Source organism: Cyclobacterium salsum (assembly GCF_010119245.1).
Lineage (GTDB): Bacteria > Bacteroidota > Bacteroidia > Cytophagales > Cyclobacteriaceae > Cyclobacterium > Cyclobacterium salsum.
In genome coordinates this window covers 136,202-162,637 of record NZ_WNKG01000011.1, presented here as the reverse complement: position 1 = coordinate 162,637, position 26,436 = coordinate 136,202, and the positions used below count along the sequence as shown (strand labels likewise).

The following is a 26,436-nucleotide window of genomic DNA, read 5'->3' as shown; positions in this document are numbered from 1 at the left end:
ATGCGGATTGATATCATCACCGTTTTGCCCGGACTGCTGGAAGGGCCTTTTTCCCATTCCATTCTGAAAAGAGCGGAAGATAAAGGACTGGCCAGCGTAAAGGTGCATGATTTGCGCGGATATGGTATCGGGAAGCAGAAAAGTGTTGACAATTACGCCTTTGGGGGTGGTGCAGGCATGGTGATGATGATAGAACCCATCGCCAAATGCATCGAAGACTTGAAAAAGGAACGCGACTACGACGAGGTTATTTACATGACACCGGACGGTCTAACCTTCGATCAAGGCATGGCCAACGCCCTTTCGTTGACGGAGAATTTAATCATTCTTTGCGGACATTATAAAGGAGTAGATGAGCGGGTTCGTCAACATTTGATCACTAAAGAGGTAAGCATAGGTGATTTTGTCCTTTCAGGAGGAGAGTTAGCCGCTGCGGTAGTGACAGATGCCATCATTCGATTACTCCCCGGAGTTCTGAATGACGAGACTTCTGCCTTGACAGATTCCTTTCAGGATGGCCTATTGGCACCGCCGGTTTATACCCGGCCAGCGACCTACAAAGGTTGGAAGGTACCTGAAGTATTGCTGTCAGGACATGCGGCAAACATCGAATCCTGGAGATTTGATGAATCGGTACGCCGAACCAAAGAAAGAAGACCCGACCTGATGGAAGGGGATAATTCTCTGGGCAAAGGCGATAGCACAACAGAACGAAACGATAATTGAGATAATTAAGGATACAAGAATCGGTATCCGATAAAGCGATAAGCAAAATAGTAAAGCAATGAGCGAACTACTTAAATTCGTAGAACAGGATTACAAAGACGCACGATCCAAATTTCCTGCCTTCAAAGCCGGGGATACGGTCAACGTTCACGTGAAAATTACAGAAGGAAACAAGGAGCGTATCCAGCAGTTTCAGGGTACGGTCATCCAGCGGAAAAATGTAAATTCCAATGGTGAAACCTTCACGGTAAGAAAGGTGTCCAACAGTATTGGTGTAGAGCGAATATTTCCCATCATCTCCCCAAGCTTAGAAAAAATTGAAGTCCTGCGAGAAGGCAAAGTCCGCAGGGCCAAATTGTTCTACCTGAGAGGAAGACAGGGTAAGTCTGCAAAAATCAAGGAAAAGATCAGGGTAAAAAAGTAAGTTTATCCGAATTAAATATTAGTAATAGTAGAAAAGGGGGGCTTTTGCCCCCTTTTTTTGTGCATTAATTCCACTAAGCCAATTTGACTTCCGGGACGAACCAGGTAACTAACCGTTTCATTTTTATCTTTTTTAATAGAGATATACCAAGTAATGTATTTTTAAGTTAGTTTTTTATCACTATAAAATTTTATTTAGGCAGGATAGTGCAGGATAGTATTGCTTGATCTTTTGGGTTTATTTAATTGACATAAATCAATTTAACCAAACACAAAAGATTATGAAAACAGGTTACAAACCACACTTAATCGGGTTTCGGACGGTGTTTATGGCTTTTCTTTTAGTAATTACCTTTTCCGGATATTCCCAGGATACAGGGCAGATTACAGGGAGAGTCCTGGCAGCAGAGGATTCCGAACCCCTACCGGGTGTATCCATTTTGGTGAACGGAACCTCCCGGGGAACGGTCACCAATATGGACGGAGAGTTTGCCATTCAGGCATCTTCCGGAGAAACACTTACCATTAGTTTTATTGGATTTGAAACCAAGGAAGTAGCCGTCACCGGAGGCCAGACCAACTACGAAATTATTATGGAACCCTCCATGGGAGATTTGGGTGAAGTCGTGGTAATGGGCTATGGCTCTCAACGAAAAGCGGACATCACCTCGGCGGTTTCCGTCATCAATATGGAAAATATTGGGGAAGTACCTACTACCAATGTTTCCCGCCTCTTGCAAGGTCAGGCCGCCGGAGTTCAGGTAAGGCAGACCAGTGGAAGGCCTGGTGAGGAAATGGAAGTAACGATCCGGGGAATTGGCTCCCTGGGAGCAGGCAGCCAACCCCTGTACGTGGTGGATGGATTTCCGGTAGGAACCTCCCTGGGACAAAACCTGAATCCAGCCGACATTGAGAGCATGACGGTGCTAAAAGATGCCGCCTCAACGGCCATTTATGGTGCCAGGGGTTCCAATGGTGTGATCGTGATTACCACCAAATCGGCTAAAGATGGCGTGGTAAGCCTGGACTTCGTCGTCAACCAAGGCATTCAGAACGTTCCTGACGGGAGAAGAACCCGCATGATGAACGGTCCTGAGTTTGCCCAGTTCAAGCACGATAGTTTCGTAGACAGGATCCGCTATTTCGAGCAACGAGAGCCTGACCTGGAGGAAATTCCCCTGGAATTCCGGTTTCCCGAGCAGACCACTGTTTCTACAGATTGGTTTGAGGAGATCATGAATCAAAATGCACAATTTCAGAATTACAACGCCACCCTTACGGCCGGAAAGGGAGATATTCGCTCCCTGGTGTCGGTGGGCTATATCAATCAGGAAGGTGCCGTTATCGAGACGGGTTTCGAACGATTTAACGTGCGGGCCAATATCGACGGCAAGATCAATGATTTTATCAGTATGGGCTGGAACATTGCGGCTTCCCATTCCCGGGAAGATTATGCTTCTACCGACGGCAGAAGTGCGTTAATAGGTCGGTCACTTTGGGCAGATCCCCGGTATCCAGTGTACAATGAAGATGGGAGTTTTAATGACTTTATCGGGGGCACCCATGGCGTTTTTGGAACGGCCAATGTGGTACAGGAACTGCATGAAATGGAACGAAACCGGTCTGAGAACAACATTCTGACCAATGGCTACCTGGAATTCAGTTTTTTGAAAAACTTCAAATTCCGGACTTCGGTAAATGCCAGACTGGAAGGTACCGACCAGAAGGAATTCAGGCCATCCACCCTGGCAGGAACTGGTTTCAATCAGGCTCCTCCCAGAGAGGCGACCTTATACCAGAGAAGAAACGAGGTGTTGAATATCGCAGCCGATCAGTTACTTTCTTATAATAAAATTTTGGGTAGTCATCGAGTGGAAGGACTTTTGGGTTTTTCAGCTCAGGAAGAAACCTTTAAATACCTGCAAGGCAACGGCAACGAATTTGCCAATGATCAGGTCCAATACCTGAGCGCGGCCATTCGGCAAACCTCAACTTCCGGAGAGGCGGATTGGAGTCTGATGGCCTATTTTGCCCGAGTCAATTATTCCTTTAACGACAAATACCTCTTTTCCGCTTCCTACCGTCGGGAAGGCAGTTCCCGATTTGGTGCGAATAATAAGTGGGGGGACTTTCCTGCCTTTTCTGCCGGTTGGCGGATTTCAGAAGAATCCTTCATGCCACAGACCAATTGGATTACCGATCTGAAATTGAGGGCCAGCTATGGGATTACCGGTAACAATGCCATCGGGAATTACTCCAGTTTGTCCAACCTGCGTATCTCGAACTATGTTCTGGGAGGTGCCATTGCCAATGGGCAGGTCTTGTCCAATTTTGCTAACGCCAATCTGGGCTGGGAGCAATCCCAACAAACAGATATCGGCCTGGATCTGGCCATGTTTGACAACCGCTTGATACTGACAGCGGAGTATTACAACCGATTAACGGACAACATGCTGTTGTCGGTAGAAATGCCGGTCATCTCCGGTTTTACCCAGTCGCTGGATAATGTAGGACAGGTACAAAACAGGGGATTGGAACTGGCATTGGATTACCGGACCCGGATCAACCAACTAAATCTGCGAAGCAATTTAAACCTGACTATCAACCGTAACAAGGTGTTGGAAATCAGGGGTGAAAATGACGAAATCTGGTCGGGTGGTTTCTACAGCACCTATAATGTTTCTCAGGTGGGCCGGCCGGTTTCCATGCTCCATGGTTTTCGCATGATGGGCATTTTTGATACCGAAGATGAAATCGAAGCCTGGCCAACTCAGGACGGAGCCATCCCCGGTACCTACAAATATTTCGATGCGAATGGTGACGGGGAAATTTCCTACGACCAGCAGGATATGATAGAAATAGGTAATCCGCATCCCGCTTATATATTGGGATTTACGCTTGGAGGGGACTATAAAAGCTTTGACTTTAACTTCATGTTTACAGGAGCCTTTGACTACGACGTATTCCGGAACATAGAAGCTACGACCATGAATATGGACGGGGTATTCAACATCCTGCAGTCCGGTGTCAACCGCTGGCGATCTGCCGAAAACCCGGGTGATGGCCGGGGGGCTACGACCAACACCTGGAAGTGGCAGCGGGAATCCAATTCCAGGTACGTGTACGATGCTACCCACGTGTGGCTAAGGAACATTACCCTTGGGTACACCATCCCTCAAAATCCGGTAATACCCAATGCCAGGGTGTTTTTCAGTGCAGAAAATCCCTTCCTTTTCACTTCCTTTCCAGGTACCAATCCGGAGATCAACCAAAGGGGAGGGATAAATATAGGAGTGGATGATGAAGCCTACCCCATGCCCAGGACGTTTACCTTGGGCGCGACCATCAGATTTTAATTAGTAAACTACCGAAGAGATGAAAAAATACATGCATATAAAATTAATTTGTCTGGGCTCCTTGCTGGCTTTTACTGCTTGCGATGAGGAGTTTCTGAACAAAACCGATCCCACTGTTCTGGTATCAGATAATTTCTACCAGACCGAAACCCAGGTAATTCAGGCGGTGAATGGGGTGTATGGACAACTTAGGCCCTTGCACTTAAATCAATGGCAATACACGGAGTTTATATCCGACAATACCACCCTGCATTTTAACCCGGGTAACCGGGGAAGTGGACCATCCCTGGAAGCCCTGGAATTTTGGCAGTACAACCCAGCTACTCCCAATATTACCAACCTGTACAATAGTACCTATGGGGTGATGGTCAACGTGAATACCACCCTGTCTAAATTGCCCGAATCTGTTGCCAGTGAGGCGATTAAAACCCGTTCGGAAGGGGAATTGAAATTTATCCGGGCGTATTTGTATTTTCACCTGGTACAGCACTTTGGGGATGTGATCATCATTACGGAACCGGTAAACTCTCCGGCGGAAGCTTTCGAATACGAACGTCAACCGGTGGAAACGGTGTATCAACAGATACTATCGGATTTGAATACGGCCGTCAATGCGCTACCTGTCAGCTATGATTCCGATCAGGTAGGTCGGGTGACCAAGGGAGCGGCGCTTAGTCTGTTGGGAAAGGTTCATCTGACACGCGGAAATTACGGACTGGCGATCGATGCCCTGGACCAGGTCACCTCAATGGGTTACGATTTATTAGCTGATTATGCGGATATTTTTGACCCGCAAAACAAAAACCACCAGGAGTCTGTCTGGGATATTCAGTACCAGGGAGACAATCAGTTTGGTGTAAACAGTAACTTTATCTACACCTTCGCACCCCGGGAGTCCTTTGGTGCAGTAATAGATTTCCCAGGCCAGGAAGGCGGTGGATGGAACACGCCAAGCAATGACATCATCGCCGCCTACGAAGAGGGTGACCTGAGAAAAGAAGTTTCCCTGAAAGAAGGGTACACCGACCTGGACGGGGAATACGTAGGAGTCCCTTTTATCAATAAGTACAATCATCCTCATTCGATTCGGGGCGTTACCAATGACAACTGGCCCGTAATCCGGTATGCCGATGTATTGCTGATGTTAGCGGAGGCGATCAACGAAGTAGATGGCCCTACCGGCGTTGCCTATGGCTATCTGAATGAGATAAGGGACCGAGCAGGCTTGGATCCCCTGAGCGGGTTAGGCCAGGATGCTTTCCGGGAGGCCGTACTCGACGAACGTCGGATTGAACTGGCCTTTGAGAATCATCGTTGGTTTGATTTGAAACGAACCATGGAAACCCAAGAGTTGGTGAGTTTTCTGAATGCTTATGGCCTGCAGGAGCGTGCCAATCCAACCACTTCCAGGGAGGGGATTCCTTTTTCGAATGGTGATTTTATCTTTGAAGCCCACGAGATTCTGTTTCCGATTCCGCAGGATCAAATCCGGATCAATTCGGAACTCACCCAGAATCCGGGTTATTAAGAATAGAAATGGATAAGTTAAAAGTCTTCCGTTATGAACTGTAGAAAACAGTTTATTTCGGAAGACTTTTTTGATTCGCTATTTTTTAATATCCATAGAAAATTTCCTTTGCGGGAAGGATTACCGGAGCGGCTTCCAGCAATCCTTCTATTTTATCCTTAAACAGAAATTAATTTTGGTAAATAATTTTTTGTCAAACAGTTGTTTAACAAAGCCTGGCTTTTTCAAAAGGACTGATTGAAATCATATTCAGCACAGTGCAGGATAGTTCTGGAAGGAATATCGTTTTTATTTAGGAAAATTTCGGGTATAACACCTGGAGGTTTTAGAATAAATCCATTCATTTAACCTATTTATTATGAAAAAAGATTGCTACCCAATTTTGGATAGCAGGCGCCTGATTGCTTTCATGGCGGCCATGCTATTGACCTTCGCATCTTATGCGCAAAGCACCGTCTCGGGTGTGGTGCGCTCAGAGGGAGACAATGAAACGTTACCGGGAGTTTCCGTCCTGGTAAAAGGAACCACCCGCGGCACGGTTACCGACCTGGACGGTAGGTTTCAGGTAGAAGCGGCAGCCGGTGAGGTGTTAACCGTTAGTTACATCGGATACGCAACACGGGAAATTCCCGTGCAGGGAGGCCAAACGGAATATGAAATCGTGTTGGCATCTTCCATGAGTGACCTGACCGAAGTAGTGGTCGTGGGTTACGGTAGCCAGTTGAAGAAGGAAATCACCGGTTCGGTGCAAACCATCCAGGGAGATGACCTGATGGACATACCAGCTACACAAATGGCCCAGAAGCTTCAGGGACAGCTGGCCGGTGTGCAGATCAACCAAACCACTGGAAAGCCCGGACAGGGAATGAATGTTCGGATCAGAGGACAGTTATCTGTTTCCGCTGGTAGTGATCCATTGTATGTAGTTGATGGATTTCCGATTACTGGAGATATTTCCACATTGAACCCAGACGAAATTCAGGACATTACCATTCTGAAAGATGCAGCGTCTACCTCCTTGTATGGATCCCGTGCTGCAAACGGCGTGGTCTTGATAACCACCAAAAGAGGAAAAGCGGGACAATCCTCCGTTGCCTTGAACGTGTATACAGGTTTGCAAAATGTACCTCATTACAACCGTCTGGAAATGATGGATGCGGTAGAATTTGCTCAGTTTAAGAAGGAATATTTTGAAGATGCGGGAAGACCCGTACCAGACATGTTCCAGAACCCTTCCCAATACGAAGGACAGACTCAGGATTGGTACGATGCCTTGCTGCAGACCGCTCCTATTACGAACTATAACCTGACGATAAACTCCAACACCGAGAAAATGCGAACTTCAGTGGTGGCAGGCTATTTTGACCAGGAAGGTGTGGTATTGAATACCGATTACGAACGGTTTTCATTGCGATTAAACACTGATTACACGGCTTCAGATAAACTAACCATGGGTTTTAACCTGGCTCCTACCTATGTACGAGACAATACGCCCAGAACCGATGGATCCAGAGGTACGGGGATTTTGTTTAACGCCTTGCATACCTGGCCTAATATGCCCATTTACGATGATAACGGGGAGCTGACCTATTTCAACCGATTCCCAAGTGAAACAGGAAATATATTTGCTTATCCAAACTATGTCAGATCTGCTCAGGAGATTACTAACGAGACCAAGCAGACCAATTTGTTGTCTAATGCGTATGTGCAATATGAGCCTATAGAGGGGCTTGAAATCAAATCCACCATCAATGCTGAAATCAGAAATAGTAAGTATTTCTATTTCAATCCTTCTACCGCCACTCCGGGAATGAACGTGGCCATTCCTACGGTGGCTTCCTCCGTTCGGGATAATCGCGAAATATTCAGTTGGTTGAACGAAAATACGGTAACGTACACCAAGTCCATCAACGACCACAATTTCCAGCTATTGGGAGGGTTTACCAACCAGAAGTTCAGACTGGATCGGACCCAGGTGGCCGCCAATACCTATGCGGATGACCGACTCCCTACCGTTCAGGGAGCCATCAATATCAACAGAGGAAGCACGATCTCAGACGTTCAAGAGTGGGCCCTGACTTCTTTCCTAAGCCGATTGACTTACAACTACCAGGGTAAATACCTATTGACCGCGGCTATACGAGCGGACGGGTCTTCCCGATTTGGTTCCGAAAACCGTTGGGGAGTATTCCCTTCTGTGTCTGCCGGATGGGTCATGTCTGACGAAGGCTTCCTGAACACCAGTGACAAGGTTTCCTTTATGAAAGTAAGGGGTAGCTACGGAGTGACTGGTAATAACAACATCGGTAACTATACCCAGTATGCCCTGGTGAACAACACGGTGAATCATGTTTTCAACAATTCGGTGGTGCCGGGTGCAGCCATTACTTCCCTGCAGAATCCCTTTCTGGGATGGGAAACCACCCAGCAGTTTGACATCGGATTAGACCTGGGATTATTTGACGATCGCATCCAGTTTGTATATGATTTCTATACCAAAAACACCACCAACCTGTTGTATAACGTGCAGATACCGCAGGAAGCGGGATTCGGCAGCTTTACGGACAACATTGGAGAGATCAAATTCTGGGGTCATGAATTTGCAATAACTTCGCGAAACACCCAAGGCAGACTGGTATGGACCACCAATGCCAACATCTCTTTCAATCGCAACAAGGTAATGGATCTTGCTGAAGGCATCGATCGGGTGTATGGTAACGTACATATCACGCAGGTAGGGCAACCATTCGGACAATTTTATGGATTGAGAAAGCTTGGTAACTACATGAATGAGGAAGACCTGAACAGTTCTCCTCAGGTACCGGGTCGCTCCACGGTTGGCTCTATTAAATTGGAAGATATCAATGGAGATGGCATCATCTCCATTGGTGGCGATAACGATGACCGAACCATCATAGGCAATCCATTCCCAGATTTCACTTATGGAATCACCAATAATTTCCGATATGGAAAGTGGGATTTGAATATCATCGGATCTGGTTCCTATGGAAATGAGTTGTACATGAGACATCTTTTCAGTACGGCGAACCTGGATGGGGTATTTAATATGGTTCAAAAGGCCACTGAGCGTTTTCGTTCTCCGGAAGATCCGGGAGAGGGAATCTTCGGAACCACTGTGGGTGGAGGAAACGTGACGGGTATTGAACGAGATTGGGCCAACAGCAACTTTGTCTGGGATGCTTCCTTTTTCACTATCAAGAATATCACATTGGGATACAATCTTGGGGCAATTGCAAATGTAATTAAGTCTGCCAGGGTCTATGCTGCTGTACAAAATGTGTACATTTTTACTCCCTACTGGGGAGGTCCTAATCCGGAAGTCAGTCAGCAAAATAATGGAAATGGCGACGGAGGAAACCTTAGTCAGGGAGTTGACCTTACCGGTTATCCTGTTCCCAGAACCTTTACAGTAGGTGCGAATATTACCTTCTAAAGAAGCTTTACATCTAAAATTGACTGAAAAATGAAAAAAATAAATATCATCCTGGCGTTTTTGGGAATCATGCTGTCAAGCTGTGAAGAGTTCTTGACCATTGCCCCGGAAACAGCCCTCAGCTCTGCTACTTTCTATCAGACAGAGTCTGATTTTGAACAAGCGGTGAATGCAGCCTATGCCCCATTAAGAACCATTGCCGATAACCGGTCCTGGTTGCTATGTGAAATGCGGTCCGATAATACGATTTATGCACGGAACATCAACTTTGGAGCTACCGAGCAGCAGGAAGATCTTTCCGATCATGCCCTGCCAGAAGCACAGGGAATCACTTCCAACGTGCATGTTCTGAATCAATACCGGCAGGACTACCTGATCATTGCGAGAACCAATGAAATAATGTCCCAAATAGACGATGTAGAATTTGATCAGGCGTCTAAGGATAACCTGAAAGGTCAGGCCCTTTTCTTACGCGGATATGCCTATTATGAATTGGCCCGTTACTTCGGAAGTGTGCCCTTGCACCTTACTCCGGTTACTTCCAGAGAGGAAGCAGCATTGCCTTTAACACCCGAAGCTGAAATTTATACCCAGTTGATCGGTGACATTCAGTCTGCTGTTAATTTATTGCCCGTTCGATCCCAGCAGGGAGTGGGCAGGGCATCCAAGGGAGCCGCCCAGATGTTACTGGCGGACGTGTTTATCACCCAGAAGCGCTGGGAGGATGCAGAAACCCTGCTTAAAGCCATAGTGACCAGCGGTGAGTACGAGTTGATACCCAATTACGAAGACGTATTTTCTGAAAGCGTGGGAAATAAAAACAATGCAGAATCACTGTTTGAGATTCAATATCTTGAAGGTCCGGAAGGATTGAACAGTGACTTTTTGTATGCCTTTATGCCCCGGCCGATTTCACAAGATGAGTTGCAGCCCATCACCGGCACCTCTAATCCGCAACCGCTGGATGGAGAAGGAAATAATATCCCTACTCCGGACATCATTGCTGCTTATGAAGAGGGCGATTTGAGAAAGGATGCTTCCATTGCCTACGTGGAAATAGCGGGTAGTGACCGGGAAGACAAAGTGTACCCGTACATTAAAAAATATGCCAAGCACCATGATTTGCACTTTAACCATGGGATAAATTGGCCCATTTACCGCTATGCGGAAGTCTTGTTATTCCTAGCCGAGGCACTGAATGAGCAGGGTAAAACCGAAGAAGCTGCCGGCTACCTGAATCAGGTGCGAAGCCGGGCCGGATTGGACGATACCAATGCTTCCGGACAGACCGATATGCGAGAAGCCATCTTTAACGAAAGAAGGGTGGAGTTGGCCTTTGAAAACAAAAGGTGGTTTGACATCACTCGCGCAGACAGGGTACAAGAGATCATTGGCGATTTCGGACAAAGAGCTTTGGCCAATCCACAGGACTATTACTATCCTGAGGGAGCTACCTTCCGATCCAATGCCTTTACCAATATCACCAAATACTATGCCTTACCAGCTGCCGAAGCAGAGATCACGCCTCACTTCTAACAATGCTGTAGGCTTGGAAACGAAATAATCCAACCTGATAGATACAGCGGGAAGCCCATTTGCTTTCCGCTGTTTTTTGGTTAATTATGATCAAAGGTTTAAATTCCACTTTACTGGCTTTATAAAGCAGTGGATTTGGGTTAAATTTAGAATTGTTTCCCAGGCTTTTAAAATGCCTAAGAGGAGAAATTGCCAATTAATAATAACTATATGTATAACAAAAACTCAATGAAAAACTGGCTGATGGCTGCATTGATCCTCCTGTTTGCAGGATCCTGCGGCCAGGGTGGCGGCGACCAAAAAGAGGTTGACCCCAAAGTTGCCAAGTTGAAATTGCCCTCCGGCTTTGAGGCGGAGCATCTCTACAGCCCCGGGGATAATGAACAGGGCTCCTGGGTAGGAATGACCTTTGATGATAAGGATCGACTGCTTACGGTGGACCAATATGGAGCCATCTACCGGCTGGAGGTTCCAGGCATCGGGTCTGATTCGCTGACACCGAAAGTAGAAAAACTCATTATAGGAGAAAACGGAGACGATCAGATCGGGATGGGCTATGCTCAGGCGCTCTTATATGCCTTTAATAGTCTTTATGTGATGGTCAATCACCGGGCAAACGATGACTTTGACAAAAACACCGGCATTTACAGGCTACAGGATACCAATGGAGACGATCAATTTGATTCCATAACCATGCTCAGAGAATTTACCGGTAGCCCCGGTGAGCACGGGCCGCACAGTATGGTGGTTTCTCCGGATGGCGAATCCATTTACCTGGTGGTAGGAAATCACATTGACGTTCCGGAAATGGATCATTACCGAATTCCCCGGGTTTGGGAAGACGATAACCTCATTCCGGAAATCAAAGACCCCAGAGGTCACGCCAATAGCCGGGGAGCACCGGGAGGATGGATCGCTAAAATTGACCCCGAAGGTACCGAATGGGAATTGATTAGCGTGGGTTATCGTAACCCCTTCGATATCGCCTTTAATGAGGTAGGAGATTTATTTACGTATGATTCCGACATGGAGTGGGATTTTGGAATGCCCTGGTACCGGCCTACCCGTATCAATCACGTGACCAGCGGGAGTGAATACGGTTGGCGAACCGGGAATAAAAAGTGGTCTCCCAACTACACCGACAACTTACCGGCAATTTTGAATATTGGTCAGGGGTCCCCCACGAATGTGTTCTACGGGACCAATGCCAAATTTCCGGCAGAATACCGAAATGCCCTTTACGCCTTTGATTGGAGTTTCGGTATCATGTACAAAATTAATCTGACCCCTGAGGGCGGCTCTTATGCCGCTACCGGTGAAGAGTTTATTTCGGGATCGCCACTTCCGCTTACCGATGGCGTGATTGGTCCTGATGGGGCCCTTTACTTCATGACCGGAGGTAGAAGGTTGGAGTCGGACCTGTACCGGGTGCATTATACCGGAGATTTAAGCGACGATGGCAACGGAGGACTGACCGAGGCCGATTTGCCGGAAGCGCACAACATTCGAAGAAGCCTGGAGGCGTATCATGAAGGTCCACAAGCAGGAGCTATTGATTTTGCCTGGCCTTATTTGAGTCATGAGGACCGATTTGTTCAGTATGCAGCGAGAATTGCGGTAGAGCACCAGCCCCTTTCGGAATGGCAAAGTAAGGCCTTGAATGAAACCGACCCAAGAGCACTTACCCAGGCGATCATTGCACTGGCCAGACACGGAAATGCTTCCCAGCGAAATGCCATGCTGCAGTCGCTGATGGGAATCGATTACGCATCCCTGAATGAAGAAGACCGGCTGAACCTTTCCAGGGCGGTGGAAGTGGTCATCGCCCGGCATGGAAATCCAACCGGTGGCGTACGGACCCAGTTAATCAGTTACCTGGACGCTCATTTCCCGGCGGAAAGCAACAGTTTAAATCGGGTTCTGGGTAAAGTCATGGTAGCGTTGGAAGCCCCATCGGCGGTACCCCAGTTGCTAGGTCTGTTAGAAAACGCAGAGGACGATCCGAACTTTCAGAAGACGCTAACGGCTTCTTCGGACCTGATCATGAGAAACCCCCAATACGGGTTGGATATTGCCAATATGCTGGCCAATGTTCCGCCTGCCCAGCAGACCTACTATGCGACCGTATTGGGAGGTGCCAAGGCAGGATGGGATGAGGAGTCCTACGAGAAATATTTTAACTGGACGCACAATGCTTTTCAATACAAGGGCGGAAGAAGCTATGTGGGCTTTATTGATCGCGCCAGAAAAATGGCTTTGAGTACCGTTCCGGAAAATAAATTTGAACAATACGATGAGCTTTCCGGTGGCAAGCTTCTGACCGGATCGGGCAATGATATTGCCGTATCCGAAGTTCAACCGGAGGGTCCGGGTAGAAGGTGGACGGTAGATGAGGCCGCGCCATTGGTAGAAGACTTGAGCAACAGGGATTTGGAAAAAGGAAAGGCCATGTACGGGGCCGCCCTTTGTAGTTCCTGTCATGCCATAGGCGGAGAAGGGGGAGCGGTAGGTCCTGACCTGACCCAATTGGGCAATAGGTTTACTCCTAAGGATATTCTGGAGGCTACTCTTGACCCAAGTGCGGTGATCTCAGATCAATATGCGGCGATGGTGTTCGTTATGGGAGATAAATCTTCTGTCGTGGGTAGGTTGATCAGGGAAAATGATGATACCTATTACGTGTCCCAGAATCCCTTTGCTCCCGAAGTGATCAAGGAGGTGCCTAAGGATGAAGTCACCAGCATCAAGGAGTCAGAAGTATCCGTGATGATGCCGGGACTGGTAAACCGTTTAAACGAAGAAGAATTAAAAGATTTGATGGCTTATCTGATCTCAGGTGGTAATCCAAACCACGAAGTGTATCAATAAGTATTGCTTATATAATTGTTTTCAGGCCAGGCAGCAGTTGTTTGGCCTGAAAACATTCAACCTAAATCAGCATGCAATGAAGAAATATACTCAAATAGCCTTTCTGGCTGCATTTTCGACCTTGGCTTTTGCCTGTGGATCGGGCCAGCAAAATGATTCCGAGACCGAAAGCGTAGCAGAGGCCGTTCAGCCTGAGGATAATAACGATGGTTTTGTACAAATTTTTGATGGAAGCACTTTGAACGGCTGGGAGGGTGATGCTACCTATTGGCGCGTAGAAGACGGAAGCCTGGTGGGAGAAATCACCGAAGAAACCAAACTGGAAAGAAACCATTTTATTATCTGGCAAGGGGGGCAACCGGGAGATTTTGAATTCAAGGCCGAGTTTAAAATTACGGAGGCTGGCAATTCCGGCGTCAATTATCGTAGCGAAATGGTTGAGGATCTCCCCTTTGCGCTACGTGGCTATCAGGCCGATATTGACGGTAAAAACAATTACACCGGTCAAAATTACGAAGAAAGAAAGCGGACCACGCTTGCATACATTGGACAGAAAACCAAAATCAACCCTCAGGAAACGGAGGGCGATCTCCGATCCAATGTAGAGCGGAATGCCTGGTTGGGTCTGGAAGTAGTAGAAGAACTGGGTGATAGGGAAGAGATGAAGCAGGTAGTAAATTCCAATGACTGGAATGAAATCCATATTGTTGCCAAAGGAAACAGGCTGCAACATTATATTAATGGCACACTGATGAGTGATGTGACCGACGATGATCCTGCAAATAGGTCTATGAAGGGATATTTGGGCATGCAGGTACATGTGGGGCCTCCCATGCAGGTAGCCTACCGAAATATATTTTTGAAAGAACTTTAGTAGTGAAGGTATCCTATCTGGAGAGATACCAGAAAGAACAGGATGGTTAAAAAAACGGAAAGATTTATATTGTATAAAAAAACAGGTTTATGGATTCCGGATATAGTCCCTGGAATGGAAAAGTAGGTAGTGTTCGTCAGATAGGCGGCATCGAAACCAGTGTTTTGGATAACGGTCCGGGACGCGGTGTTCGGGTGGCCTGGATCGATACCGGGGCAGGATTGCGCTACCAGGTCGTTCTTGACCGAGGGATGGATATCAGTGCTGCTTTTTTTCGATCCCAAAGTCTTGCATGGCTTAGTCAGGTCGGAATCACAGCGCCCTCCCCTTTTTCGGACAGGGGACTGGACTGGCTTCGGACCTTTGGTGGAGGCTTGCTCACCACCTGTGGGTTGAGTCATGTAGGAGGCCCGGAAGACGATGAACAGGGTCATCGGGGATTGCACGGAAGGATTTCAAATAATCCGGCCGAAATCATCGAAGTCAAACAACCGGATATTCTTGGCGGCGACTTGAACATGCAGCTAACCGGTATTATTCGGGAAAGCAGTGTGTTTGGGCCTCATTTGGTCTTAAAGCGCACCATTTCTGGGATTTTGGGGCAACCCTACCTAAAGATAACAGATGAAGTCACCAATGAGTCCAATGTGGAAGTACCCCATATGTTACTTTACCATGTGAATTTTGGCTGGCCCTTAGTGGATGAGGGGAGCCAGATCGTGTGGAGGGGCTCTTGGCAGTCCAGGGATGGAGATGCCCAGAACCGGATTTTCAATCCCAAAAATGACTTCAAAACCTGCCCGCCGCCTTTGGACGATCATGCAGGGTTTGGGGAAGACGTAGCATTTATCGATCCGGAGGTAGAAAGTGATAATCGCTGCCGGGCCGGCATCTATAACTCCTCTCTGGGTTTTGCCTTGAGGATGACTTTTGATAAACGCCAATTACCCAGCCTGGTCAATTGGCAACATTGGGGAAAGAATGAATACGTAACCGCTTTGGAACCTGGAACTCATCCGCCGATAGGGCAGGCCAAAGCCAGAGAAGAAGGTTCGTTGATCCTGCTCAAGCCGGGTGAAAAGCGTACCTATGATCTGATGCTGGACGTTTTGACGGACAGCAAAGGACTTAAATCTTTTACAAATACGAAATAAATAGCATTACTAACAATAAATCAAATAAGAACCTATGAGTTTGGCAAAAAAAGCATTAGAAGAAGGACAGGGTATTTTGCGCCTGGCACCTACTTGGGTACCCAGATCTTTTTGTGTTCCCGGCAGGAGGATAAAATTACATCCGGATGATTATTACGTGTTGGGTGGGGAACGAGGAGGAATCGACGAACGATGGCTTTCTTCCACCACCGCTGCCGAAAATGGTCCCCTTACCGGTAAAGATGAAGGATTAAGCAAAGTAATTGTTGGGGCTGAGGGCAAGGAGGAACAAATCCTGCTTAAGGATGTCATCGACGAACTTCAAGGAGAAATCATAGGTTCCCGAATTTGGGACGAGCATCAAAGCTGGCCCATGTATTCCAAGTTTTTTGATAATATGGGGCCCCTGCCGCACCACATTCATCACAACGATGAGCACGCAGCCAAAATTGGGATGAAAGGAAAGCCGGAAGCCTACTATTTCCCGCCGCAGTTGAATAACCACGGAGGAGATTTTCCCTACACCTTTTTTGGGATCGCTCCGGGTACTACGAGAGAGCAAATCAAGGAGTGCCTGATGAATTTCAATAAAGGAGACAACAAAATTACCAGTTTCTCCCAGGCATTTAAACTGGACCCGGGAACGGGTTGGGATGTGCCTCCGGGAATGCTGCATGCACCCGGTAGTATGTGTACCTACGAACCCCAAAAGGCATCCGATGTTTTTGCCATGTACCAGTCTCTGGTCAATGAAGCCATTATTCCCGAAGAACTCCTTTGGAAAGGAACACCGAAAGACCGGATGGGAGATTACGATCAGCTGATGGAAGTTATTGATTGGGATTTGAATGTGGATCCAAACATCCTGGAGACCCGGTTCATGGCCCCTGTTCCTGTAGAGGATACAGCTGCCATGGAAGCAGAAGGTTTTATTGAGAACTGGATTTGCTATCGATCAGATGCTTTCAGTGCCAAAGAGCTGACGGTTATGCCCGGACAAACGGTCACAATAAAGGACAATGCGGCGTATGGTATGATCATGATGCAAGGTCATGGGACCATGGGTGTATGGGATGTGGAGACCCCAGCCCTGATCCGATATGGACAATTGACCCATGACGAATATTTTGTAACGGAAAAAGCGGCCAGGGAAGGAGTAAAAATCAGCAATCACTCTAAAACCGATCCGATTGTGATGCTCAAACATTTTGGTCCCGGAAATCCAGACCTTAAACTATAAGTATTGCCTTATTTATAGGGGCAGAATCCTCTTTTATACTGGGATTCTTTCAGTTATTTATTAAATTGAAGGGGATTTTTGGAGGAAGATATCCGGTAAAATGCTGAGGCTTCCTCTTTAACAGAGCTTTATTTTAATTTCAATCAATTATTCATAGTAAAAAAAATAATATTATGTCCCAAAATAATTTTCCAAAGTTACATAATGCCACCTGGCCTGGAATTGTAGGAAAGGGGCCAGATTCGGAACCCATCATTTCCTTTGATGAGATGCTGGAAAACACCGCCAAAGCGGAAGTTGACGGAGTAAAGTTTGATGGAGTGGACATAGGTCTTTTTGACCCTCATATCGATCTGGAAATGGACGACGATGGGGTAAAAAAGCTTGTTGACAAGGTGTCTTCCTACCATCTGGAAATTGGCTCAGTAGTGGCTCCTATCTGGGGAGGTCCCATATTGGGTTCCAAAGAAGACCGGGCCACCTACCTGGATTTACTGGAAAAATCCTGTAAACTAGCTTCAAAGCTCCGGGAAGCAGGAATCCGACCCAATGGCATTGTCCGGGTGGATACGGCCAGTAGTCCGGAACAATGGGCCAAAGATCCGAAAGGAAGCCAAAAGATCATCGTAGAGACCTTTAAGGAAGCCTGTAAAATTGCTGAGAATTACGGGGAAAAGTTAGCTGCCGAAGGCGAAATTTGCTGGGGAGGCATGCACAGCTGGAAGACCATGCTGGAAACACTGGAGTCTGTAGACAGTCCCTACCTGGGTTTTCAGGCAGACATGGCGCATACCCTATTGTATACTCTGGGCTACAACTATCCGGAGCATAGAATTTTACCGGAGGGCTACGATTGGAAGGATAAATCCGTATGGAAAGCGGCATTAAAGGAAATGACGGATGCCTTGCGTCCCTGGACCATAGATTTTCACGTGGCTCAAAATGATGCCACCGTTTTTGGTTCAGGATCTCATGATAAGACCGGCAGGCATTGCCTGGCTAATGATCCTAATGGAAAATTGGATATTGCCGAAGACGCAGGATACTGGCTGCGAGATGAGAAAGGAAATCTCACCAAAGCTTTTAACCACATTTGCTGGGATGGTTGCATGTTCCCCAATGCGGTGATGAGCAAGCAGGACACCTGGAATAATATTCTAGCAGCATTGATTCAGGTTAGAGAGGCGCATGGCTGGAAAGCCTAAGCCCGATTCTTGTTTTGAATAGATTCGATTTTCCAAACAAAAAATGTTAACCATGTCAGAAAAAAAGCAATTACGAATAGGATTGATCGGTACGGGTTTGATGGGAAGAATTCATACCAATGGATATAAGCGATTAGGTGATTTTTTTCCCGAATACGAATACCGGCCGGTATTGCAAGTGGCCTGCTCCAGACGGGAGGATAAAATAAAGGCCTTTGCCGAACAGTGGGGTTATGCCTCCTACGAGACCGACTGGAAAAAAGTCATTGAGCGGGATGATGTGGATGCCATTGACATCTGTACGCCTAACGATACCCACGCCGAGATTGCCATCGCTGCGGCCAAGGCAGGTAAAATGATTTTGTGTGAAAAACCGCTTGCCCGAACCCTGGAAGAAGCCAAGGAGATGGTCAAAGTGATTGAAGCTACAGGCGTAAAAAATACGGTTTGGTATAATTACCGTAGAGTGCCCGCGGTTACCCTGGCCAAGCAATTGGTAGATTCCGGAAAATTGGGTAAAATTTTCCATTACCGTGCTAATTTTCTTCAGGACTGGACCATCAGTCCGGACCTTCCTCAAGGTGGAGACGCATTGTGGAGGCTGGATGCCGATGCGGCTGGTTCCGGGGTAACGGGAGACCTGCTGGCGCACTGCATAGATACGGCCATGTGGCTGAATGGGGGGATTAAAGATGTGTCGGGTATGACAGAGACCTTTATTAAAGAACGGGTGCACCAAGGAAGTGGTGAGAAGAAAAAGGTGGGCATAGACGATGCCTGTACCTTCCATTGCCATTTTGATAATGGTTCGCTGGGGCTGTTTGAGGCTACCCGCTATGCCAGAGGGCATAAAGCATTGTATACCTTTGAAATAAATGGAGAACACGCATCCATTCGCTGGGATTTACATGATTTGAATCGCCTGGAATATTTCGATCACCGCGATGAATCGGTGGTTAGAGGATGGCGATCCATTCATGTCACCGATGCAGATCAACCGTATATGGACCGTTGGTGGATACCCGGAACCAGTATTGGCTACGAGCATTCGTTTATTCATCAGGTGGCTGATTTCTTTAAAAGCCTGGAAGGAGACGAACCGTGTGCGCCTACTTTTAAGGATGCTTACGAAACCCAAAAAGTTTGTCAAGCCGTGTTGGATTCGGCAGCCTCCAGAACCTGGAAAGATACCGGTGTGGATTGGTAGTTTCCCCTCCGATCTGATACGTTTAATTATCATTTAAAATCCAGGCCTTTTTTAAAAACAAAAGGCCTGGATTTTTCTTTTTTCTTGTTTCCTACTTTTTGACAAAAAATATGATTATTCTCAGTTTCAAAAAATGAAAATGGAATAAGTGTTATATTTACCGAGAATTTAACCGATCATTTGACTTATGCAGAACCTTAGCTCCACCAGGCAATTTCTAAAGGATATTCTATCGGATACGGCCTCCGCCCAGGCCATGGATTGGCTGAGCACCCAGGTAGAAAAAATTAAAAAAGCAGATGGACAGATGAAGTTTTTCCTGGCTTTTAGCCAGGCATCCAGGCATTTTTCAAAGGAAGTGCTGAATTTGTCAGAGCAAAAGGAACTGGAAGCAAGGAAAATCCGAGCTGGATTTCAGCCGGGTTCCTGGACGGTTTTACAAACGGCCCGAACCTTATTGGTATTGGAAATTGCTTCTGAGACAGCAGAGGATTGGATTCATACGCTGGATCGGCTCTTCGAATCGGCGGATATGCATGAGCAGGAGGCTTTGTATGCCGCGCTTCCATTGTTGCCCTTTCCTGAAAAACATACCCATCGGGCTGCGGAGGGCATTCGAACCAATATAACTTCCGTTTTTGATGCAGTCGCACTGGAGAACCCCTACCCTTCGGAGTTTTTGGATGAGCCGGCCTGGAACCAACTGCTGCTAAAGGCGATCTTTATGCAACGACCCCTCTACCGGATAGTGGGTGCCGATCGGCGGGCAAACCTTAGGCTTGCGAAAACGCTGGTGGATTACGTGCATGAACGCTGGTCGGCGAGCCGGAATGTAATGCCGGAATTATGGCGGTTTCTGGCTCCTTTTGTGGAGGAGGAAATTCTGGGTTTATTGGAAAAAGTACTGGAAGAAGGAAATGATTTGGAAAGGAAGGCGGCTGCATTAGCCTGTTCTTCTGGTGAGCATCCCGGTTGTGTGATTCTGCTATCCAAATATCCGGATTTACAGGAAATGATTGCAAGAGGAGACCTTTCCTGGGAAGCTATCGGAAAGGAGTACGATGCGGAAAGATAGGTTCAGCTTTCTTATTTGCCGCTTCCTTAGGAAATGACCCGTTCACCGGGGATCGTTATGAATTGGATTAAAAAAAGATTAGGTTAGCAAATAAAATTAAATCGTTATGATGTACATCGATCCACATATACACGTTACCTCCCGGACTACAGACGATTACGAAGCCATGCAGAAGGCGGGGATCGTAGCGGTCATTGAACCGGCGTTTTGGTTGGGACAGCCCCGCACCAAGGTGGGTAGCTTTCAGGATTATTTCAGCAGCCTGGTAGGTTGGGAACGTTTTCGGGCCAAGCAATTTGGTATCGTTCATTATTGTACCATCGGCTTGAATAGCAAGGAGGCTAATAATGTATCCTTAGCGGAAGAAGTCATGGAGTTGTTGCCGCTGTATGTCGGTAAAGAAGGAGTGGTGGCGATTGGTGAGATTGGATATGACGACCAAACGGAAGCAGAGGACCGCTTTTACCGCTTGCAGCTGGAGCTTGCCAAAGACGTGGATCTTCCGGTGATGATCCATACTCCCCATCGGGATAAAAAGAAAGGAACCATCCGGAGTATGGATGTGAGTGAGGAACACGGCCTGGATCCGGGAATGGTCATCGTCGATCACAACAACGAAGAAACGGTGAGAGAAGTGCTGGATAGAGGCTACTGGGCGGCGTTTACCATCTATCCCCATACCAAAATGGGAAGTGAGCGAATGGTCGAAATAGTCAGAGAATATGGACCAGACCGGATCATCGTGGATAGTGCGGCGGATTGGGGTATCAGCGATCCGCTGGCAGTGCCAAAGACGGCCGATTTGATGTTGGAAAAAGGAATTCCGGAGGAGCATGTGCGGATGGTTTGTTATCAAAATGCATTGAAGGCATACGGGCAAAGCGGGCAGATGGAAGAAAAAGACTGGCTGGAAAAAGAACCCATCGACCAAACCAAAAAACATGGAGGAAGTACCGTCTTGAGAGGGGGACAAAAACCCAGAGTGGACAATGATTCCTCGAATATCATAGAGAATTGATTCGGTCGATGCGTTCCTTAATTGCTCACATCAGACTCACCCGACCGGCTAATATTATCACGGCAATAGCCGATATTCTGGCCGGTGCGGCCATCTCAGGAGCTGCTTATTTCCTTATTCAGGAAAACCAGTCAGAATGGTGGGGCAATCTTGCCTGGTTGGTTCTTGCCACGATTGGTCTCTATGGTGGCGGGGTGGCTTTTAACGATGTCTTTGATGCCGAATTGGATAAAAAGGAACGTCCCGAACGCCCCATCCCCAGTGGGCAGGCGAGCGTTAGAAGTGCGGGCTGGATGGCCTTTTTATTGCTTTTGATGGGTGTGGTAGCCGCCTGGCAGGTTAGTTTGCTTTCCGGAGTTCTGGCCCTGGCGGTGGCCCTTTTGGCCCTTCTGTACGATGCCTGGGGAAAACACCAAACCCTTTTTGGCCCTGTAAATATGGGCTTATGCAGAACAGGAAACCTGCTTTTGGGTATGAGTCTGGTTCCGGGGGCGGTGCAGCAATTTGCCTACATTGGATTGGTTCCGCTGGTTTATGTTGCCGCCATCACCATGGTCAGCCGCGGAGAGGTGCATGGGAAAACCACCCGTGCGTTGTATGGCGGGTTGGTCATGTACGCGAGCATCCTTTTATTTATAGCCGGGTTGGCTTACATTCAGAAAGATCATTTTTGGGTAAGCCTTCCCTTTCTGGTCTTACTGGCCTATTTTATTTTCCCTCCGTTGGTGAAAGCAATAAAGAAGCAAGAACCGGCACTGATTGGCAAATCCGTGAAGGCGGCAGTACTCGCCTTAATCCTTGTAAATGCTTCTCTCGCAGCCGCTTTTTCTGGATGGCTGGTGGGTTTGATCATTTTGTTACTATTGCCGGTATCCTTGCAATTAGCCAAGGTATTTGCCGTAACCTGATGAACCAAAAAGGGGATTTATTACTTATATTAATGAAATGAAACGTTCGGCGGAATCGTCTAGTTAAAAATGGAAAAAAGAGTGCATCAATCAATTGAGCAGGTTTTCAGTGTCCCGTTTACCTACCAGGTTTTTTTTACGGAAAATTTATTTTCTTCCGCTAACGGTCTTTTTGCAGATTTAGTAAAAGGGGACAAAGTTCCCAAGGTATACCTGGTTTTGGATGAAGGAGTGGTCCGACATCATCCCGGTCTGCTAGCTGCGATCAAAACCTATGCCGCTGAAAACAGCGACCTATTTAACTTGTGTGCAGAACCCCTCGTCGTGCCTGGTGGGGAGCAGGTGAAAAACGATCAGCAGTATTTTCAGCAGGTTTTAAAGGCCACGCATGAATACGGAATAGACAGGCATTCCTATATTGTTGGATTAGGGGGAGGGGCCCTGCTGGACATGGTCGGTTTTGCCGCCACGATAGCCCATCGAGGGATTCGCCACATTCGCATTCCCACCACGGTGCTTTCACAAAATGATTCGGGCGTTGGGGTTAAAAATGGTATCAATGCTTACGGAAAGAAAAATTACCTGGGGGCTTTTGCTCCTCCCTATGCCGTGATTAACGATGCGCAATTCCTCCAGACCCTGGAGGAGAGGGATTGGCGTTCCGGAATTTCGGAGGCTCTAAAGGTGGCATTGATCAAAGACGCTTCCTTTTTTGTGTGGATAGAACAGCAGGCACTGGATTTGATGGATAAAAATCATTCCTCCATGCAGGAGTTGATTTACCGCTGTGCCCAGATGCACATGGACCACATTGCTTCCGGCGATCCCTTTGAAGCGGGTTCTTCCAGGCCGCTGGACTTTGGACACTGGTCAGCACATAAACTAGAGCATTTGAGCGATTACCGAATACGCCACGGAGAGGCAGTCGCCATCGGTATTGCCCTGGATACGACGTATTCCTTTCTGGCGGGAATGATTTCTGAAAACGAATTGAACAGGGTGCTGGATGTCATCGTTAAACTTGGTTTTGAGTTATATGTTCCGGAATTGTCCGGAGATTCCCTATTAAAGGGCCTGGAAGAATTCAGAGAACACCTGGGGGGAGAATTAACCATCATGCTGCTGGATAAAATTGGCAGCGGAGTAGAAGTTCATCAAATGGACCCGGCATTGGTACGCAATGCCGTTGAAAAATTAAATCAATTACAATTAGCTAATTCCAGGGCCTAATCCTTATTTTTAAGTCAATCAAGTAGAACCTGAGACATGCACATTGCCGACTATCATTTAACCTATTGTACCAATATTCATCCCGGAGAAAGCTGGGAAGCAACCTTTACCAACCTCAAAGATTACGTTCCACCGATAAAAGAAAGGCTGTCCGCAAAACAGCTCTTTGGAATCGGATTGAGGATTTCGGATGAGGCAAGCAGGGAATTAATGGAACCAGGAAAATTAGGCGAGCTCAAAAGCTGGCTGGAAGCGAATCACTGCTACGTGTTCACGTTAAATGGTTTTCCCTTTGGCGGCTTTCACCGGCAGGTAGTAAAAGATGAGGTGCATCATCCCGACTGGACTACTCGGGATCGGGTCACCTATACCCTCCGGCTATTCGATATCTTATCAGCTATTATGCCCACCGGCATGGATGCGGGCATTTCCACTTCTCCATTAAGCTACAAACACTGGCACAAAACTCCGGAAGCATTGGAACAGGTAATGATCCAATCTTGCGATCACCTGCTGGAAGTGGTGGACCGTTTGTATCTCCTGAAAAAGGAAAAGGGTCAGTTGCTCCACCTGGATATAGAACCAGAACCCGATGGGATCATTGAGAATTCGGTAGGATTAATCCAGTTTTATAAAAATTGGTTGCTTCCAAAAGGGATGAGGCGGTTTGGTGAAAAATATGGAATGGCTGCAGCGGCTGCCCGGGAACTTATTTTGGATCATATACGGGTTTGTTACGATGTGTGTCACTTTGCGGTGGCCTACGAGGATCACGATGCGGTCCTAAAAAGATTTCAGGAAGAAGGGATCAAAATTGGCAAATTTCAGCTCAGTGCTGCCTTAAAAATACCGATTCCAGAAAAAATAGGGGAGCGAAAAGCAGTAGAAAAGGCATTGTTGCCCTTCGTGGAATCTACCTACCTGCACCAGGTCATCGGAGTCGAAAAGGATGGCACCCAACACGCTTATCCTGATTTACCGGATGCCTTGTTGAAGCTATCAGAAACGGAAGAAGTCGAATGGAGGATCCATTTCCATGTACCGGTATTTTTATCCGGTTACGGTACCTTACAATCCACCCAGGAGGATATTCTTACCGTTTTAAAATTAAATGAAAAAGGGCAGTATTCTGCGCAGCTTGAAGTGGAAACCTATACCTGGGAGGTGTTGCCCGAAGACATTCACCTGTCTTTGGGACAATCCATCATCCGGGAGCTGGATTGGGTGAAAAAACAAATTACATGAAGAAAACAGTTGTACTCAACGTAGTGGCGCTATCGGGAAGGATCCTGGGAAAACACACCCCCTTCCTCAGCCAGTGGGTAAAAAAAAGAAAACAAGCGTCTATTAAACCGGTACTTCCCGCCGTTACCTGTTCGGCGCAGTCCGTTTACCTTACCGGTAAATGGCCTGCCGAAAACGGGATTGTGGGGAATGGCTGGTATTTTAAGGATGAATGTGAGGTCAAATTCTGGAGGCAATCCAATCACCTGGTCCAGTCATCTAAAATTTGGGATGCGCTGAAGGCCGAAAACCCGGATTTTACCTGTTCCAATATGTTTTGGTGGTACAATATGTATTCCTCGGTAGACTATGGGGTTACGCCGAGACCCTTGTATCCATCCGATGGCCGGAAATTGCCGGATGTTCATAGTCAGCCCATGGATTTGCGGGATCGCCTACAGAAAGAGCTGGGTCAGTTTCCCTTGTTTTCCTTTTGGGGGCCCAATGCCAATATCTCTTCTTCCAAATGGATAGCGGAAGCGTCTATGAAAGTGGACGAATGGCATGACCCCACGCTTACCTTTATTTACCTGCCTCATCTGGATTATGGCTTGCAAAAACACGGAACCGATTTTGATTTCATTGGAAAGGATTTGGAGGAGATAGACGCTTTGTGTGAGCGATTAATTACCTATTACGAGCAGCAAGGCGCGGAGATTATCTTACTCTCTGAATATGGAATCACTTCCGTAAACAAGCCGATCCATATCAACCGGGCCCTTAGAAAAGAAGGCTATATCCAGGTAAAGGATGAACTGGGATTGGAAACCCTGGATGCAGGCACCTGTAAGGCATTTGCGGTTTCAGACCATCAGTTGGCGCATATTTATATTAATGATCCAGCGGAAAAAGAGGCGGTCAAAAAACTGATAGCTTCCCTGCCCGGGGTTGAAAAGGTGCTGGATGAGGAAGGGAAAAAAGAATACCACCTAAACCACGAACGGGCAGGTGATCTGGTAGCCGTAGCAGACAAGGACTCCTGGTTTACCTATTATTATTGGCTGGATGATGCGAAGGCACCGGACTATGCGCGTACGGTAGATATCCATAGGAAACCCGGCTACGATCCGGTCGAAATGTTTGCCAATCCGGAAATTCCCTTTCTGAAAGGAAAATTAGGTTGGATTTTGCTTAAAAAGAAACTGGGATTCAGGTACCTGATGGACGTGATCCCTTTACAGGCTGACCTGGTAAAAGGCTCCCATGGACGAATTAGCGAGAATTCGCTGGACTGGCCCATATTGATTTTACCCTCCCACTCCTCGGATAGGGCAGATGAAGTTAGCCCCACAGACGTGTATTCTTTGATTTACGATCAAGTGATGAGAAAATGAAGGAAGCAGCTACGTT

18 protein-coding genes are annotated in these 26,436 nt (G+C 47.1%); all 18 read left to right on the top strand.

The features are described 5' to 3' along the window. Positions 1–726 (top strand): tRNA (guanosine(37)-N1)-methyltransferase TrmD, encoded by a 726-nt coding sequence (gene trmD, locus GJS45_RS19025; protein WP_162343460.1) that lies wholly within the window; start codon positions 1–3, stop codon positions 724–726. 58 nt (positions 727–784) lie between these two features. Then, positions 785–1,150, top strand: a complete 366-nt coding sequence (rplS, locus tag GJS45_RS19020) for a 50S ribosomal protein L19 (protein ID WP_162343459.1) — start codon at positions 785–787, stop codon at positions 1,148–1,150. 280 nt (positions 1,151–1,430) lie between these two features. Beyond that, positions 1,431–4,505 carry a SusC/RagA family TonB-linked outer membrane protein gene (locus tag GJS45_RS19015; protein WP_162343458.1) on the top strand — a complete coding sequence of 1,025 codons (3,075 nt, stop codon included), beginning with the start codon at positions 1,431–1,433 and terminating at the stop codon, positions 4,503–4,505. 19 nt (positions 4,506–4,524) lie between these two features. Beyond that, positions 4,525–6,033 carry a RagB/SusD family nutrient uptake outer membrane protein gene (locus GJS45_RS19010; RefSeq protein WP_162343457.1) on the top strand — a complete coding sequence of 503 codons (1,509 nt, stop codon included), beginning with the start codon at positions 4,525–4,527 and terminating at the stop codon, positions 6,031–6,033. Positions 6,034–6,391: 358 nt separating this feature from the next. After that, a complete protein-coding gene (locus GJS45_RS19005) occupies positions 6,392–9,487 on the top strand; it encodes a SusC/RagA family TonB-linked outer membrane protein (RefSeq protein WP_162343456.1) in 3,096 nt (1,031 codons plus the stop codon). A gap of 30 nt (positions 9,488–9,517) precedes the next feature. Next, positions 9,518–11,023: a RagB/SusD family nutrient uptake outer membrane protein gene (locus GJS45_RS19000; protein WP_162343455.1), complete on the top strand. Its 1,506-nt coding sequence runs from the start codon at positions 9,518–9,520 to the stop codon at positions 11,021–11,023. Positions 11,024–11,233: 210 nt separating this feature from the next. Beyond that, positions 11,234–13,891: a c-type cytochrome gene (locus GJS45_RS18995; RefSeq protein ID WP_162343454.1), complete on the top strand. Its 2,658-nt coding sequence runs from the start codon at positions 11,234–11,236 to the stop codon at positions 13,889–13,891. 76 nt (positions 13,892–13,967) lie between these two features. Beyond that, a complete protein-coding gene (locus GJS45_RS18990; RefSeq protein ID WP_162343453.1) occupies positions 13,968–14,765 on the top strand; it encodes a 3-keto-disaccharide hydrolase in 798 nt (265 codons plus the stop codon). Between the two features lie 89 nt (positions 14,766–14,854). Beyond that, positions 14,855–15,919 carry an aldose 1-epimerase family protein gene (locus GJS45_RS18985; RefSeq protein WP_162343452.1) on the top strand — a complete coding sequence of 355 codons (1,065 nt, stop codon included), beginning with the start codon at positions 14,855–14,857 and terminating at the stop codon, positions 15,917–15,919. A gap of 34 nt (positions 15,920–15,953) precedes the next feature. Next, the gene (locus GJS45_RS18980) at positions 15,954–17,159 is read left to right on the top strand and encodes a cupin domain-containing protein (protein WP_162343451.1); all 1,206 of its coding nucleotides are present in this window, start codon (positions 15,954–15,956) and stop codon (positions 17,157–17,159) included. 173 nt (positions 17,160–17,332) lie between these two features. Then, on the top strand, positions 17,333–18,364 hold the full coding sequence (locus GJS45_RS18975; RefSeq protein ID WP_162343450.1) for a sugar phosphate isomerase/epimerase family protein: 1,032 nt from the start codon (positions 17,333–17,335) through the stop codon (positions 18,362–18,364). A 52-nt stretch (positions 18,365–18,416) separates the two neighbouring features. Beyond that, positions 18,417–19,571, top strand: coding sequence for a Gfo/Idh/MocA family protein (locus tag GJS45_RS18970; protein WP_162343449.1), 1,155 nt, complete (start codon positions 18,417–18,419; stop codon positions 19,569–19,571). 187 nt (positions 19,572–19,758) lie between these two features. Further along, positions 19,759–20,646, top strand: a complete 888-nt coding sequence (locus GJS45_RS18965) for an EboA domain-containing protein (protein WP_162343448.1) — start codon at positions 19,759–19,761, stop codon at positions 20,644–20,646. A 106-nt stretch (positions 20,647–20,752) separates the two neighbouring features. After that, positions 20,753–21,664, top strand: a complete 912-nt coding sequence (locus GJS45_RS18960; protein WP_162343447.1) for a TatD family hydrolase — start codon at positions 20,753–20,755, stop codon at positions 21,662–21,664. A gap of 8 nt (positions 21,665–21,672) precedes the next feature. Then, the gene (eboC, locus tag GJS45_RS18955; RefSeq protein ID WP_162343446.1) at positions 21,673–22,572 is read left to right on the top strand and encodes a UbiA-like protein EboC; all 900 of its coding nucleotides are present in this window, start codon (positions 21,673–21,675) and stop codon (positions 22,570–22,572) included. A 69-nt stretch (positions 22,573–22,641) separates the two neighbouring features. Further along, positions 22,642–23,802 (top strand): 3-dehydroquinate synthase, encoded by a 1,161-nt coding sequence (locus tag GJS45_RS18950; RefSeq protein ID WP_162343445.1) that lies wholly within the window; start codon positions 22,642–22,644, stop codon positions 23,800–23,802. 36 nt (positions 23,803–23,838) lie between these two features. Next, positions 23,839–25,047 (top strand): metabolite traffic protein EboE, encoded by a 1,209-nt coding sequence (gene eboE / locus GJS45_RS18945; protein ID WP_162343444.1) that lies wholly within the window; start codon positions 23,839–23,841, stop codon positions 25,045–25,047. Next, positions 25,044–26,420 carry an alkaline phosphatase family protein gene (locus GJS45_RS18940; RefSeq protein WP_162343443.1) on the top strand — a complete coding sequence of 459 codons (1,377 nt, stop codon included), beginning with the start codon at positions 25,044–25,046 and terminating at the stop codon, positions 26,418–26,420. The genes eboE and GJS45_RS18940 overlap by 4 nt, the downstream gene beginning before the upstream one ends. The last annotated feature ends 16 nt before the right edge of the window (positions 26,421–26,436 follow it).

Bases quoted from the DNA above. Each gene is read 5' to 3' on its own strand.
- GJS45_RS18990 (WP_162343453.1), top strand. From the start codon at position 13,968: ATGAAGAAATATACTCAAATAGCCTTTCTGGCTGCATTTTCGACCTTG.
- GJS45_RS18950 (WP_162343445.1), top strand. From the start codon at position 22,642: ATGGAAAAAAGAGTGCATCAATCAATTGAGCAGGTTTTCAGTGTCCCG.
- rplS (WP_162343459.1), top strand. From the start codon at position 785: ATGAGCGAACTACTTAAATTCGTAGAACAGGATTACAAAGACGCACGA.
- eboC (WP_162343446.1), top strand. From the start codon at position 21,673: ATGCGTTCCTTAATTGCTCACATCAGACTCACCCGACCGGCTAATATT.
- GJS45_RS19010 (WP_162343457.1), top strand. From the start codon at position 4,525: ATGAAAAAATACATGCATATAAAATTAATTTGTCTGGGCTCCTTGCTG.
- GJS45_RS18995 (WP_162343454.1), top strand. From the start codon at position 11,234: ATGTATAACAAAAACTCAATGAAAAACTGGCTGATGGCTGCATTGATC.
- GJS45_RS18975 (WP_162343450.1), top strand. From the start codon at position 17,333: ATGTCCCAAAATAATTTTCCAAAGTTACATAATGCCACCTGGCCTGGA.
- GJS45_RS18980 (WP_162343451.1), top strand. From the start codon at position 15,954: ATGAGTTTGGCAAAAAAAGCATTAGAAGAAGGACAGGGTATTTTGCGC.
- GJS45_RS18965 (WP_162343448.1), top strand. From the start codon at position 19,759: ATGCAGAACCTTAGCTCCACCAGGCAATTTCTAAAGGATATTCTATCG.
- GJS45_RS18960 (WP_162343447.1), top strand. From the start codon at position 20,753: ATGATGTACATCGATCCACATATACACGTTACCTCCCGGACTACAGAC.
- GJS45_RS18940 (WP_162343443.1), top strand. From the start codon at position 25,044: ATGAAGAAAACAGTTGTACTCAACGTAGTGGCGCTATCGGGAAGGATC.
- GJS45_RS19015 (WP_162343458.1), top strand. From the start codon at position 1,431: ATGAAAACAGGTTACAAACCACACTTAATCGGGTTTCGGACGGTGTTT.
- eboE (WP_162343444.1), top strand. From the start codon at position 23,839: ATGCACATTGCCGACTATCATTTAACCTATTGTACCAATATTCATCCC.
- trmD (WP_162343460.1), top strand. From the start codon at position 1: ATGCGGATTGATATCATCACCGTTTTGCCCGGACTGCTGGAAGGGCCT.
- GJS45_RS18970 (WP_162343449.1), top strand. From the start codon at position 18,417: ATGTCAGAAAAAAAGCAATTACGAATAGGATTGATCGGTACGGGTTTG.
- GJS45_RS18985 (WP_162343452.1), top strand. From the start codon at position 14,855: ATGGATTCCGGATATAGTCCCTGGAATGGAAAAGTAGGTAGTGTTCGT.
- GJS45_RS19005 (WP_162343456.1), top strand. From the start codon at position 6,392: ATGAAAAAAGATTGCTACCCAATTTTGGATAGCAGGCGCCTGATTGCT.
- GJS45_RS19000 (WP_162343455.1), top strand. From the start codon at position 9,518: ATGAAAAAAATAAATATCATCCTGGCGTTTTTGGGAATCATGCTGTCA.